General features: G+C 53.6%; 16 protein-coding genes and 1 tRNA gene. 5 read left to right on the plus strand and 12 right to left on the minus strand.

All coding sequences use genetic code 11. From position 1 onward, the window contains the following. Window positions 1-10 precede the first annotated feature (10 nt). On the minus strand, window positions 11-1,015 hold the full coding sequence (locus KFE80_12695) for a LysR family transcriptional regulator (protein UTW45202.1): 1,005 nt from the start codon (window positions 1,013-1,015) through the stop codon (window positions 11-13). Between the two features lie 269 nt (window positions 1,016-1,284). Here KFE80_12695 and cobA point away from each other — a divergent pair, with 269 nt between their 5' ends. From cobA to KFE80_12710, 3 genes are all read left to right on the plus strand, one after another. After that, window positions 1,285-2,694, plus strand: a complete 1,410-nt coding sequence (cobA, locus tag KFE80_12700) for a uroporphyrinogen-III C-methyltransferase (GenBank protein UTW45203.1) — start codon at window positions 1,285-1,287, stop codon at window positions 2,692-2,694. Window positions 2,695-2,742: 48 nt separating this feature from the next. Continuing rightward, the gene (cysK, locus tag KFE80_12705) at window positions 2,743-3,705 is read left to right on the plus strand and encodes a cysteine synthase A (GenBank protein UTW45204.1); all 963 of its coding nucleotides are present in this window, start codon (window positions 2,743-2,745) and stop codon (window positions 3,703-3,705) included. Between the two features lie 90 nt (window positions 3,706-3,795). Further along, the gene (locus tag KFE80_12710; GenBank protein ID UTW45205.1) at window positions 3,796-4,461 is read left to right on the plus strand and encodes an RluA family pseudouridine synthase; all 666 of its coding nucleotides are present in this window, start codon (window positions 3,796-3,798) and stop codon (window positions 4,459-4,461) included. A gap of 16 nt (window positions 4,462-4,477) precedes the next feature. On the opposite strand, the gene KFE80_12715 is transcribed toward KFE80_12710, so the two are convergent. Then, window positions 4,478-4,554: transfer RNA gene (locus tag KFE80_12715), tRNA-Arg, on the minus strand. Window positions 4,555-4,685: 131 nt separating this feature from the next. On the opposite strand from KFE80_12715, the gene KFE80_12720 reads away from it, so the two are divergent. Both KFE80_12720 and KFE80_12725 read left to right on the plus strand, forming a co-directional pair. Next, on the plus strand, window positions 4,686-5,120 hold the full coding sequence (locus KFE80_12720; protein ID UTW45206.1) for a cytochrome c5 family protein: 435 nt from the start codon (window positions 4,686-4,688) through the stop codon (window positions 5,118-5,120). Between the two features lie 124 nt (window positions 5,121-5,244). Further along, window positions 5,245-6,324, plus strand: a complete 1,080-nt coding sequence (locus KFE80_12725) for a bifunctional methionine sulfoxide reductase B/A protein (GenBank protein ID UTW45207.1) — start codon at window positions 5,245-5,247, stop codon at window positions 6,322-6,324. Between the two features lie 56 nt (window positions 6,325-6,380). Here the strand turns inward: KFE80_12725 and tatC are convergent, their stop codons facing one another. The 10 genes from tatC to KFE80_12775 form a co-directional block, all read right to left on the minus strand. Continuing rightward, window positions 6,381-7,157: a twin-arginine translocase subunit TatC gene (gene tatC, locus KFE80_12730; protein ID UTW45208.1), complete on the minus strand. Its 777-nt coding sequence runs from the start codon at window positions 7,155-7,157 to the stop codon at window positions 6,381-6,383. After that, window positions 7,154-7,504 carry a twin-arginine translocase subunit TatB gene (gene tatB, locus KFE80_12735; GenBank protein UTW45209.1) on the minus strand — a complete coding sequence of 117 codons (351 nt, stop codon included), beginning with the start codon at window positions 7,502-7,504 and terminating at the stop codon, window positions 7,154-7,156. Before tatB ends, tatC begins: the two co-directional genes overlap by 4 nt. Window positions 7,505-7,513: 9 nt before the next feature. Further along, entirely contained in the window at window positions 7,514-7,729 is a 216-nt protein-coding gene (gene tatA / locus KFE80_12740) for a twin-arginine translocase TatA/TatE family subunit (protein UTW45210.1), read from the minus strand. A 26-nt stretch (window positions 7,730-7,755) separates the two neighbouring features. After that, on the minus strand, window positions 7,756-8,091 hold the full coding sequence (locus tag KFE80_12745; protein UTW45211.1) for a phosphoribosyl-ATP diphosphatase: 336 nt from the start codon (window positions 8,089-8,091) through the stop codon (window positions 7,756-7,758). Between the two features lie 2 nt (window positions 8,092-8,093). Beyond that, window positions 8,094-8,489: a phosphoribosyl-AMP cyclohydrolase gene (gene hisI / locus KFE80_12750; GenBank protein ID UTW45212.1), complete on the minus strand. Its 396-nt coding sequence runs from the start codon at window positions 8,487-8,489 to the stop codon at window positions 8,094-8,096. A 64-nt stretch (window positions 8,490-8,553) separates the two neighbouring features. Next, entirely contained in the window at window positions 8,554-10,149 is a 1,596-nt protein-coding gene (gene ubiB, locus KFE80_12755; protein UTW45213.1) for a ubiquinone biosynthesis regulatory protein kinase UbiB, read from the minus strand. After that, on the minus strand, window positions 10,150-10,809 hold the full coding sequence (locus KFE80_12760; protein UTW45214.1) for an SCP2 sterol-binding domain-containing protein: 660 nt from the start codon (window positions 10,807-10,809) through the stop codon (window positions 10,150-10,152). After that, the gene (ubiE, locus tag KFE80_12765; GenBank protein UTW45215.1) at window positions 10,806-11,573 is read right to left on the minus strand and encodes a bifunctional demethylmenaquinone methyltransferase/2-methoxy-6-polyprenyl-1,4-benzoquinol methylase UbiE; all 768 of its coding nucleotides are present in this window, start codon (window positions 11,571-11,573) and stop codon (window positions 10,806-10,808) included. The genes KFE80_12760 and ubiE overlap by 4 nt, the downstream gene beginning before the upstream one ends. Window positions 11,574-11,672: 99 nt before the next feature. Beyond that, entirely contained in the window at window positions 11,673-12,458 is a 786-nt protein-coding gene (locus KFE80_12770) for a putative DNA-binding domain-containing protein (GenBank protein ID UTW45216.1), read from the minus strand. Further along, complete coding sequence (locus KFE80_12775; GenBank protein UTW45217.1) at window positions 12,455-13,318, minus strand: DUF692 domain-containing protein; 864 nt, start codon at window positions 13,316-13,318, stop codon at window positions 12,455-12,457. The genes KFE80_12770 and KFE80_12775 overlap by 4 nt, the downstream gene beginning before the upstream one ends. Window positions 13,319-13,387: the final 69 nt, after the last annotated feature.

Below are 13,387 nucleotides of genomic sequence, written 5' to 3' on the forward strand. Positions count from 1 at the left end.
AAAATGTGCCTTATGCCACCTTGCCACTGGTTTGCTGAATCAGACGATAAGGCAGTTTGTTGTCATCAATGCAGGTGATGGCTTTGTGCTCGCGGTATTCCTGTACAGCTTTATCAACGATGTCACGATCCAGGTGGGGCGCCAGCAGGGCGATAAAGTCGTAAGTGAAGTTGCCCAGGAACAGATCTTCCCGAAAGCCAATCCAGGTGGTGTAGGTAGGCAGGATATCGTGAGTGCCAATAGCCACCAAATCATTGTCCTGTTTAGGGTCATAAGCCATATTGGCGACAAAGCCAATGCCCAATCCTTCACGCACGTAAGTTTTGATCACGTCTGCGTCCCGTGCCGTCACTGCAATATTCGGTTCCAGCCCGGCTTTGCGAATCGCATCCACCAGTGTAGAGCGGTCTGTTGAGCTGAACAGATAAGTCACAATTGGGTAGCGAACTACATCTTCTAGCTCAAGGCTGCTGGTTTTTGCCAGTGGGTGATCGGTAGGTACCAGCAAGGCTTGATCCCAGTGGTAGCAGGGCAGGGTTACCATGTTATTGCGACGTGGCTGGGCGCTGCTGGCAATGGCAAAATCCACCTGGCCGGTCTTTAACCACTCATCAATCTGGTCGTTGGTGCCTTGGTGTAAATCCAGTTGCACGTCCGGGTACAGCTCGCGAAATTTGCCGATGATATCGGGCAGCACGTAGCGCGCCTGAGTATGTGTGGTGCCAATGGTAAAAACGCCGCCGTGTTCATTTTGCAGATCGTCTGCCAGCTGCTTGATGTTGTCCACCTCACGGAGAATGGTTTTGGCCTTCTCCAGTACCTGCTCTCCGGCCTGGGTAATGCCGTCCAATGTTTTCCCGCTGCGAGAAAACAGGCGCAGGCCAAGCTCTTCTTCAAGTAGCTTTAGCTGCTTGCTGACCCCGGGTTGCGACGTATATAGCTGCTCAGAAGCAGCGGTAATATTGAAACCGTTTTCGGCAATGGCGACAAAATAGCGCAGTTGCTGCAGTTTCATAGAGTTATTGCTCCTCAATGAGCGGCTTAGGCGGTTTGTGGAGAAAAAATGCCACCTGCCTGTGGTGGCAAGGTGGCATTTCTCGTTACATCTTAAAGAAGCGTATTTTTACATCAATTTGTCATTTTTAACATGAACAATCGTTTCATATCAAACGGTAAATCCTTGTAATAACGAAAAAATATTAACAAATAAGAAGATATTATTTTTTGAAAGTTCCACCAATGGCTACATTGGCTCAACTTTTACCATGGCCATACTGGCGCCTTATGAACTATTTTCCTATTTTTGCCAATTTAGACAACAAACACGTTCTTGTTGTCGGGGCTGGCAGCGTTGCCAGTCGCAAAATTGAGCTGCTGCGTAAAACCAATGCCCACATTCATGTGGTGGCGATTGAGGCCAGTGAGCAGATAAACCAGTGGCACCAACAGGGCATGGTTCAACTCCAGCTTGAGGCTTTTGAGCCCACTCATCTGGATGGTAAGTGGCTGGTTATTGCTGCCACCAATAATCGTGCGGTGAATCGTAACGTAGAACAGGCGGCGGTCGCCCGTCAGCTGTTGGCCAATGTGGTGGATGACCGCAAACTGAGCCACTTTATCGTTCCCTCTATTATTGACCGTGACCCCATTCAGATCGCCATCTCGTCTGGCGGTGAAGCGCCTGTACTGGCCCGTAGCCTCAGGGCAGACTTGGAAGCGCGTTTACCCGCCTCGCTGGGCAAACTGGCGGTGTTGATGGGTAACTGGCGTGATCGGGTCAAACAGCGATTTACCCGCCCGGGTCAACGTCGTGAGTTTTGGGAACGAGTATTGTCGTCTTCCGTACCCCAGCAGTTGTTCCAGGGCGACAAGCACAAAGCAGAGCAGGGCGTACTGCAGATGCTCAACGGTAAGTCCGTTTCTGAGAAAGGTCATGTCAGCCTGGTGGGCGCTGGGCCTGGCGACCCTGAATTATTGACTCTCAAAGCTATGCAGCGGCTGCAAACAGCCGACGTGGTTTATTACGACAACCTGGTGAGTGATGAGGTACTGGAGTTAGTGCGTCGCGACGCCGAACGTATTTACGTTGGCAAAAAGGCCGGTGCTCACAGTTGCAGTCAGACACACATTCAAGAGCAGCTTCGCGATGCCGCATTGTCCGGTAAGCGGGTAGTGCGTCTCAAGGGGGGGGACCCTTTTGTGTTTGGCCGTGGCGGCGAGGAGCTGGAAGTATTGGCTCAAGCCGGGGTGAGCTTCGATGTGGTGCCCGGCATTACCGCGGCTGCCGCTACCGCAGCTTATACCGGTATACCCTTGACCCACCGTGACTACGCCCACTCAGCGATTCTGGTGACTGGCCACGGTAAAGAGAACACCGATATTGATTGGCAGGCGCTGGCCCGTACCGATCAAACCCTGGCCATTTATATGGGCCTGAAAAAATCATCCACTATTGCTGAGCAGCTGATCGCCCACGGCCGGGCCGCGGATACTCCCGTGGTTATCGTCGAACGGGCGACGACCGAGAGACAGCGACAAATTTCCGGTAAACTGCGTGACCTGCCGCAACTGATTGCCAGTTATGGGGTCGAATCACCCGCCATGATTCTGGTAGGTGAAGTCTGCGAACTGGCCGGGCGCTATGCTTGGTTTGGTGAACCCCTGCAACCGGTTGAGTGCGCTTCAGGTTTTTGAAGTGCCACAGCCCCGAACATAACCGCCGCAACACAAAGGATAGCAAAGATGATCTACGACAATATTCTGCAAACCATTGGCCGTACCCCGATTGTTAAAGTCAATCGTTTGGGGCCGGATCACGTCAACCTGTTCGTTAAAGTGGAATCCTTTAACCCACTGGCATCGGTGAAAGATCGCCTGGCCATTGCCATTGTGGAAGATGCTGAGCGCAAGGGCATTCTGAAGCCCGGCCAAACCATTATTGAAGCCACATCCGGCAATACCGGTATCGCTCTGGCGATGGTGGCTGCGGCCAAAGGTTACCCGTTTGTGGCCACCATGGTGGAAACCTTTTCTGTTGAGCGTCGCAAGCTGATGAAGGCGTTGGGTGCCAAAGTGATTCTGACACCTGCCGCAGAGCGCGCTACTGGTATGGTGCGTCTGGCGGAAGAGCTGGCGGAAAAGAATGGCTGGTTCCTGGCTCGTCAATTTGAAAACCAGGCCAACCCGGAGTACCACCGCAACACCACCGCCCCAGAAATCCTGCGCGACTTTGCTGGCCAAAACCTGGATTATTTCGTCAGCGGCTACGGTACTGGCGGTACTATTACCGGTACCGGTGAAGTCCTGAAAGCTGCCCGCCCGGATATCAAAGTGATTGGCACCGAGCCTGAAGGTGCTGCCCTGTTGGCAGGTAATGACTGGCAGCCTCACAAAATCCAGGGCTGGACTCCGGACTTTATTCCCGAAGTACTGAACCGCGAAGTGATTGATGAAGTGATCCCGGTGAATGACACCGTGGCTCGCGACACCGCACTGGCTCTGGCTCAGCAGGAAGGTATTTTTGTGGGTATCTCTGCCGGTGGTACGTTTGCCACCGCCCTGAAAGTGGCGGAAACTGCGCCAGCCGGTAGCAATATTTTGGCGATGCTGCCAGATACCGGTGAGCGTTACCTGAGTACTTTCCTGTTCGATGACATCAGCGAAGAGTCTGACGACCTGTGGCTGCAACAGGTGAGCGGTCAGTAAACCTGGATAGCGGCTGGGTTCAGCCCAGCCGCTGTTTCTTCCCCATCCCGTTTTTGGTTGACCTGTGTTTTATCTTGACTGCCCCAGCCAATGACGCCCCATCACTATCAGCCTCCCCAGCAACCGCTGGATATCCTTTACTGTGACGACCACCTGATTGTGCTCAACAAGCCTTCCGGGTTGTTAACGGTGCCCGGACGATTACCGGAAAACCGAGATTCTCTGCTGGTGCGGGTGCAACAGCATTATCCCTCAGCTCAAGTGGTTCACCGCCTGGATATGGACACATCCGGTGTTTTGGTGATGGCGCTTACCGCACAGGCACATCGCCACCTGAGTCGGCAGTTTCAGGAGCGTCAAACCGATAAACTGTATTACGCTTGGGTGTGGGGATGTGTGTCTGAGGAATCTGGCGAAGTGGATTTGCCACTGATCTGTGACTGGCCCAACCGGCCGCTGCAAAAGGTGGACTTTGATCATGGCAAACCGTCACTGACCCGTTGGCAAAACCTGGGTGTTAGTAACGGTAATACCCTGATGCGGTTAACCCCCCATACCGGCCGCTCCCATCAACTGCGTGTGCATATGAAGGCTATGGGCCATCCCATTCTCGGTGATAGCTTCTACGCTCACCCCCGCGCAAAAGCCGCTGCTACCCAGTTACAACTGCATGCCGCAGAACTGGCTTTTTGCTACCCGGATAGCCACCAACCGATGCGCTTTACCGCAGAAGCGCCGTTTGCGTTGTTAAGCTGAAAGAGGGGATTTTGAATGGCGCACCCGGCGCGATTTGAACGCGCGACCTTCGGCTTCGGAGGCCGACACTCTATCCAGCTGAGCTACGGGTGCATAGGAGCGCGAATGATACTGATATTGAACAAGCGCGTCTATCTCTGCTGCGGCATTTCACCGGCCTCGGTTTGACGCTATAATGCCGCCCTTGCAAAACACGCATAACAACAGTGAACTGGAGCCAAATTATGAGCCACATTAAATGCTGGGGTGCATTGCTGGGAGTATTATTGCTGGCCGCCTGCGGATCAGACAAACAAACCGAATACTCTGCAGAACAGGAACAAGCCATTGCTGAGCGCATTGCTCCAGCGGGGGCTCTGGCGATGGAAGGAGACCCCATTGCGTCCGCACCAGTGGTGGCTGCTGTATCATCAGGCCCTCGTTCGGGTGAAGACATTTACCAAAAGTCGTGCTTTGCCTGTCATGCCACTGGCGCTGCTGGTGCTCCCAAACTGGGTGATGCAGGTGCCTGGGCTGCTCGTATTGGCCAGGGCCTGGATACACTGGTGGATCACGCCTGGAACGGCTTCAAAACCATGCCCGCCAAAGGCAACTGCTTTGACTGCTCAGAAGAAGAGATCAAGGCGGCGGTGCAGTACATCGTGGATGGCAGCCAGTAATGGCGATGCGCCTGTTATAACGATTGTCAAAAGCCTCCCTCGGGAGGCTTTTTTGTGGCTGAACTTTCAGTTACCTCGCCGGTCATAGCGATATCCGGATGTTTTTGACCGAAAAGGTAACCCTATGGGAAAGACTGTTTTACCCCTGGCTCTGGTAATGGCCAGTGGCTTGTTTCTTCATGCCTGCAATGCCGATTTGCAAACACCCGCTTCCAGCAAGCAGTTCAAAGTCACGACCAGCAAAGGTGATTTTCAAATGCCCGACCGTGATACTCTCAAGCAAAACCTGACTCCGTTGCAGTTCCGTGTGACCCAGGAAGACGGAACTGAACCCGCTTTTCGTAATGAATACTGGGATAACCACGACCACGGTATTTATGTGGATATCGTGTCTGGAAAACCCCTATTCAGCAGCCTGGATAAGTTCGAGTCCGGCAGTGGCTGGCCCAGCTTTACCCAGCCCATAGAAAGTTCTGAAATTGTTGAAAAACGCGATCTGGCGTTTGGCATGATCCGCACCGAAGTGCGCAGCAGTACGGCGGATTCGCACTTGGGCCACGTATTTGATGATGGCCCCAGGGATCGCGGTGGTTTGCGTTACTGCATCAATTCTGCGGCGCTCAAGTTTATCCCTCTGGCGGACATGGCCAGTCAGGGCTACAGCCAGTACCTACAACCTTTTGCCGATGAAGGCCTGATTGAAGTGCCGGAAAGCACGGTAGAAGTGGCCTATCTGGCCGGTGGCTGTTTTTGGGGGATGGAAGAAATTATTCGTGCCATTCCCGGTGTTACCAATACCGACGTGGGTTATACCGGTGGTGAGTTAAGTAATGCCACTTACGAGCATGTAAAAAAGGGCAGTACAGGCCACGCAGAAAGCATCAAGGTGGAATTCGATAACACGGTATTAAGCTTTGAAACCCTGCTTCGCGACTGGTTTTTCAAAATGCACGATCCCACCACCCTAAACCGCCAAGGCAATGATATTGGCAGCCAGTATCGCAGTGCAATTTTTTATCACTCGGACCAGCAAAAAGCCATTGCTGAAAAAGTCATTGCCGAAGTGGATGAAGCCGGTAAGTGGCCCAAGCCGATTGTGACTGAAATAGCACCAGCCGGGGATTTCTGGGTAGCGGAAGGTTATCACCAGGATTATTTGCAGAAATTCCCCAATGGTTATACCTGCCATTGGATGAGGGATTAACCTCTGTAAAGCTCGCTTTGTCTATCTCCCATGTTTGGGGAATAACAAGCTACTGATTAAGCCTCGGCCTCGTCCGGGGCTTTTTTAATCCAGCGCCCAAAAAATACCCCGGCTTCGAACAATAGCCACATGGGTAATGCCAACAGGCATTGGGAGATTGGGTCTGGAGGGGTCAATAGCATGGCGACAATAAAGCAGCCCACCACAATGTAGGGGCGCTTACTGATCAGCTTGGCCGGCGAGATAGCGCCGGAGAAAATCAGGATCATGGTGGCTATGGGAATTTCAAAAGCGATGCCGAAGGCAAAAAACAGCTTCAGAGCAATTTCCAGGTAACTGGTGATGTCCGGTGCTATCTGGATGCTCAGGGGGCCAGTGTGGGAAAAAAACCACCACACCAACGGGAAAATGACGTAATAGGCAAAAGCCACTCCAGCGTAAAACAAAACCACACTGGAAAGGAGTATAGGCAATGCCATTTTGCGTTCGCGGTTGTACAACCCCGGTGCGATAAAACCCCAGATTTGCGAAAGAATGTAAGGTACCGTCAGGAACAGTGCCACCGCCAGTGTGAGCTTTAACGGCGCGAAAAATGACGCCGTGATATTGGTGGCGATCATGGTGCTGTTTTCTGGCAGCGCCGCCCGCAACGGTGCCGAGACAAATTCGTAAATCTCGTTGCTGAAGGCAAATAAACCGGCAAACAGCACCAGTGTTACCAACACGATACGCAGCAGGCGATCGCGGAGCTCAATCAGGTGGGCGACCAAAGGCTGCTTTTGGGCATCGATACCAGGGTCTTTTTCCTGGTTAGAGGAAGGCTCAGAACTCATGACTTAGGCGGGGGTGATTCTTCTGTGGCGGCAGGCTCATCGGCCTCATCGTCTCTGGGAAGCGGCTCGTAGTCGTGATCGCTGGGGTCAGCTTGTTCCACCACTTGTTGCATTTCCTGTTTGCTGGCTTCCAATTGGCGCATGATTTCTTCGTTGTGCAGCTGGCGCCGCACTTCATCCAATTGAAACTCGGTTTCCAGCCCCTGTTTCATATTGGCCAAGCTGCGTTTGAGGCGCCCCACCCACAGGCTGATAGCGCGCACCACCTCTGGCAGGCGTTTGGGGCCGATAACAATCAACCCAAGCACGGCAATAACCAGTAACTCTGCACCACCAATATCAAACATGGTTCGCGGTTACTTTTTCTCTTCGACGGTTTCGCTGGCGGCGGATTCCGAGGTCACCGTTTCAGAGTCGGATTTTTCCAGCTTTTCCGGATCTTCGTTAACGGCGCTTTTAAAGCCTTTTACCGCGCCACCGAGATCGCTGCCAATAGAGCGCAATTTTTTGGTACCAAAAATCAGCGCCACAATAATCAGGATAATTAATAATTCTTGCCAACCAAAACCCATGGTTTTCCCCTTTACAAAAAGTCGTTTTACGGCTGTTGACGGCTGGCTTTTTCCTCATGCCCTGAGGTGCCGAACCGACGTTCCAATTCATCGAGTACAGATTGAGCATTTTCCCCAAGGTGGGAGAGCATCACCAGCGAGTGGAACCACAAGTCGGCAGTTTCGCCAATCAGATCACGGTTGTCGCCGCTCTGCTTCGCATCTTTGGCGGCGATAATGGCCTCGGTGGCCTCTTCACCCACCTTTTCCAGAATTTTATTCAGGCCCTTGTGGTGCAGGGAAGCGACGTAAGAATCCTCCGCTTCCGCGTTGCGCCGCTGTGCCAAAATGGCGTCCAGCTGATCGAGTATGTGGTTGCTCATTGTTATTTGTAAATCTCGTCTGGGGCTTTTAATACCGGGTCTGCACTGTGCCAACTCTCGTTAGTCAGCACCTTATAAAAACAGGATTGGCGACCGGTGTGGCAGGCAATGCCGCCCAATTGCTCAATTTGCAGCAATACGGTATCGCCATCGCAGTCCAGGCGAATTTCCTTGACTTGCTGCTGGTGACCAGAGGATTCTCCTTTGCGCCACAGCTGTTGACGAGAGCGAGACCAATACACGGCATAACCTTGTTCTGCGGTCAGGGCCAGGGATTCTCTATTCATCCAGGCCATCATTAGCACCCGGCCGCTGCTGGCATCCTGGGCAATGGCGGGAACCAGGCCGTCCTGGTTCCACTTTACCTGGCTGAGAAATGTGTTATCCGGAGAACTCATGGTGGCTATTGTTCGATATATTGTTCGATAGTGTCTGCGAAGGGGATTATGACACGGCTATGGGCTAGCGCCTAAACCACAGCAGCCCCAGTGCACTGACCGCCAAGATCAATGAGGTTGCTAGTGGCAAACTGGCAGTGATGGCACTGAACACAGCACCGCCGATGAGTGCCCCCGCCAGCAGTGTCAGTGCGGAGTGGCGGCGAGTTTGTTGGCGGGGTTGTTGCAGGCTTTGTTCCAGGCGCTCAATTTGTTGCAGTGATCGATACACCATCTGTGGAATTTGCGGCAGATGCTCCAGCCACTCGGGCCCATGGCGTTTTACTTTGTCCAGTATCGCTGCGGGGCTCACCCGGCGCTTTAGCCAGCGCTCCAAAAATGGGTGGGCGGTATTCCACAGATCGAGGTCTGGGTAGAGCTGACGGCCAAGCCCTTCCACGTTGAGCAGGGTTTTTTGCAGTAATACCAGCGAGGGCTGCATTTCCATATCAAAACGGCGGGCGGTGCGAAACAGGCTGACCAGAATATGGCCGTAGGATATTTCGCTCAGCGGGCGCTGGAATATGGGTTCACAGACCGCGCGGATGGCAGTGGTGAATTCGTTGATGGGGGTGTCTTCCGGTACCCAGCCAGAGAGTACATGCAGCTCGGCCACCTGGCGGTAATCCCGGCGAAAAATCGCCAGTAAATTCCGTGCCAGATAGTATTGGTCGTTGTCACTGAGGGTGCCCATAATGGCGCAGTCCACCGCCAGATAACGGGGCTCTGCGGGTTTGCTGGCATCCACAAAAATATTGCCCGGGTGCATATCGGCGTGGAAAAAATTGTGATCGAACACCTGGGTAAAAAAGATTTCTACGCCCCGTTCCGCCAGTGCTTTAAAGTCAGTGTGCTGTTGTTTAAGGGCATCTACATCGGTGACCGGGGTGGCGTAGATGCGTTCGGTCACCATCACCTGTTCGTTGCAGTATGGCCAATACACCTCCGGAACATACAACAAGCCAGACAGTTCCGCTGTGGCGAAATTGCGTTTCAACAAAGAGCCATTGGCGGCTTCTCGCTGCAAGTTCAACTCATCAAAAATGGTGGTTCGGTAATCGGCAACGATTTCTTCCGGACGCAGGCGACGCCCTTCGCTGGTGCGCGCCACCAGCTTGGCCAGGGTTTCCAGCAGCAGTAAGTCTTGTTCGATGGTGCGTTCGATCCCCGGGCGGATCGCTTTGACCACCACTTCCGTGCCATCTTTTAAGGTGGCAGCGTGCACTTGAGCCACCGATGCCGATGCCAATGGCTCTCGGCTAAATTCGGCAAACAGGTTGTCTACGTTGTCGTTCAACGCGGTTTCAACGATATCGATAAACTGCTGTGGCTCGAAAGGGGGAACCCGATCTTGTAATTTATCCAGCTCAGCAATCATATCCGGTGGTACCAGATCCGGCCGGGTACTGAGCAGTTGACCGAATTTAATGAATACCGGCCCCAGTTCTTCCAGTGCCAAGCGCAGGCGCTCACCTCGGCAAGCTTTGGGCTCGCGCAGTAGCTGTGAAGGCTTTACCAGTAGTTTCAGGGCAGGCGGCAGTTGTTGGTCACTGAAAAATGTGTCCAGGCGATGGCGCTGGAATACTCGAATGATTTTACCCAGGCGGCTGATACGTCTCACTCAGGCGTCCTTAGATGGTTGATCGGTGGAGGGCTCAACTATCGATCGCTCAGCAACCTGTTGTTGCAGGCGGCGAATCCGTGCGGCAAGGCGATCCATGTCGCTACTCAGAGTGCGTACCGCAGCCCCAAAGCTGGCAACTTGCTCTTTGGCCGGTATTAGCAGAGCTTCATCCTGAATAAAGTTCTTGGCCACCGCTGCGGCCCGAGGACGGGCCTGCTGTTGCCATTGATGGGCACTGCGGGCAGCCTTGATGGCAAGGTGGGCGGGGAGTTCGCCAATCAGCTCGGCGAGCGCGCCTTCCCAGTCGATATCCAGATCCCCAAGTATGGTTTTCAGGGCTTGCAATCGATCCAGCTGGCCGCGTACCTCAACCCCGCGCCCGGCGAGAGTGTCGTCATCACTCAGTGCCATGGCAATCAGGTCACTGGCTGAACCTTTCACCCGAACGTCCGGCTCGGTTTCTGATTCACTGTGCAGCTGGATCTGGCCATTATGACTAACCAGATAAATCACCACGGCAGGGGAGGTGAGCTCCACGCAGAGCGTGCACGGGCCCATTTCGTTCAAACGGTTACCGGTGGCAGGGTCGTATTGCAGGGCGCGATTGATGGCGACTTCTGCCCCTGCCAGTGCGGTGCTTTGAAGCTGTGCAATCAAGCCTTGAAACCTCGGTGCAGTGCCACGATGCCGCCAGTCATGTTGTGATAGCTGCAATTGTCAAAACCGGCGTCCACCATCATTTGCTTCAATGTGCTTTGGTCCGGGTGCATGCGAATCGACTCTGCCAGGTAGCGATAGCTGTCGGCGTCATTGGCCACCAGCTGGCCCATTTTGGGCAGCAAGTTAAAAGAGTAGAAATCGTAGGCTTTGCCCAGCAATTCACTGGTGGGTTTGGAAAACTCCAACACCAGTAAGCGGCCGCCGGGTTTGAGTACGCGCAGCATGGAGCGCAGTGCCAGGTCTTTGTCGGTGACATTGCGCAGGCCAAAGGCAATGGTGATGCAGTCGAAGCTGTTGTCCGGGTAGGGCAAGTACTGAGCGTCCGCCTGAGTGAAATGCACGTTGCCGGTAACGCCATTATCCATGAGCTTGTCGCGGCCCACTTTGAGCATGGAATCGTTGATGTCGGCGAGCACCACTAAGCCTTGTTCGCCGACAATACGGGAAAATTTGGCGCTCAAATCACCGGTACCACCGGCGATATCCAACACATGGTGGCCAGCACGCACGCCAGATAACTCGATAGTCAGGCGTTTCCACAAACGGTGAATACCCCCGGACATCAGGTCGTTCATCAGGTCGTATTTGGCGGCGACGGAGTGAAATACGTCGGCAACCTTGCCGGCTTTTTCTGCGGTTTTGACGGTTTCAAAACCGAAATGGGTGGTGCCGTCGGCGCTCCGATCTGCTGTTTCGCTCATGGTGGTGTGCCTTGTTTGAGGTCTTTGCAAAGGGGGCAGATTGTACTATGGATGTGGTGCTAAGTGTGGGGAGTCCTGCGGGTTGCCGTAGCTGGAAGGCTACACGATGATTTGGCTAACGACCCCACAGCGCAGCCACTCTTGCAGCTGCCCGGCCATAGTTTGCCCTACCTGTTCTTCGGGAAGATCTTCGGCGGCCTGCGCACAAAGGTCTGCAAAATTGGCACCTCGTACCGCTAATTGCAGGCTATTCCATTCCAGGGCATCGCAAGATCGAAATTCCGACAGTCGTTCGGGGCTGCGCCACAGTAGCCAAAGGCTGTCTGGCTGCTCAGTGGCGGGCTCTGGTGCCTGCTCTGCGCGCAATCGCTGCCAACTTTCTACACTGTTCCACCGGGCGTTGAAAAATTGCACGCTGGGGTGCAGGCGCAGCTGCATCTGTGGCCACTGTTCAGGGGCCAACTGTTGCAACTGCTCAAGGGAGGCTCGGTTGGCTTCTGGGGCGTCAAATACATCCATCAGTAGCCGTTCAAAGGCGGCGATTTCACCGATGATGGGGTGGCTTTTAAACGGTTCTGTTGTGGCCAAGTACTGCGGCAGTTGGTTGGCAAACTGCCGCAGAGAGCGGTGCTGGGATGGGTGATTTTGAATATAGCCGGCAACCATTTGCTCGAACAGGTCGTCACCCAGATAAAAACCCAGCATTTCGTGGTCGTTGTCGATGGTTTCCCGCAAGCGCAGCCGATAGGCATTGCGGTAGATATTCAAACGCACATCGGCACCCAGTTGAGGGTCATCTTGCACCAAGTCGTCCATTGTCGAACCGGTGTCTACTGCGGTTAAAAACTCAATAAAGCGCTGTTGCAGTTCGGCCAGCTCGGTCACAGGGTGGCCTCGGTGGTGGTTGCCGTACGCAGGGCGCTAGCGGGCAGTTGTTGCTGGGCGATGGATTTGGCTTGCTGGAGCTCACTGTACAGTTCGTCAAAACTGGGAATGTTGTCGTCCCGTTCAATCATGGTGCTGATGGCACCAAAGCGTTGCAGAGCTTTGGCGTACAGCTCCCATACCGGGTCGGGTACATCGTGGTCGTGGGTGTCCACCACGTAGTCGCCATAGTCGGAGTGACCGGCCAGGTGAAATTGTTGTACACGGTTGCGGCTGATGCCATCCAGATACTGCTGTGGGTTAAAGTGGTGGTTGCGGGCGCTGACGTAAATGTTGTTGATATCCAGCAGTATCAAGCAGTCGGCGCGCTCGGCCACTTCGTTTAAAAATTCCCACTCTTCCATGGCGGAATCCTGATAAGTCAGGTACGAAGAGACGTTTTCTACCAGTATTTGCTGACCCAAAAAATCCTGTACCTGGCGAATGCGCCCGGCAATGTGATTCAACGCTTCTTCGGTGTAGGGCATGGGCAACAGATCGTGGCTGTTGATGCCGCCTTGGGATGTCCAGCACAGATGATCCGACAGCCATTGCGGTTTGACCTCGGCTGCCAGAGTTTTCAGACGCCTCAGGTAATCCATATCCAGAGGGTCTGTAGAACCCAGTGACAGGGAAACCCCGTGCATCACCATGGGGTAGCGTTCGCGAATTTGCTGCAAATAGTATTTGGGCTTGCCGCCACTGATCATAAAATTTTCAGAAATCACTTCGAACCAATCGATATCCGGCTGATGATCGAGAACGTGTTGGAAGTGATTGGTGCGGAGCCCCAGGCCAAAGCCGAGAAAGCGCTTGTCCATAGGTTTCTCCCAATGCATAAAAAACCTGATGTCTAAAAACTTGATCCTGAAAACAACAATACCACCGGG

Source organism: bacterium SCSIO 12696 (assembly GCA_024397955.1).
In the GTDB taxonomy this organism is placed as follows: Bacteria; Pseudomonadota; Gammaproteobacteria; order Pseudomonadales; family Porticoccaceae; genus SCSIO-12696.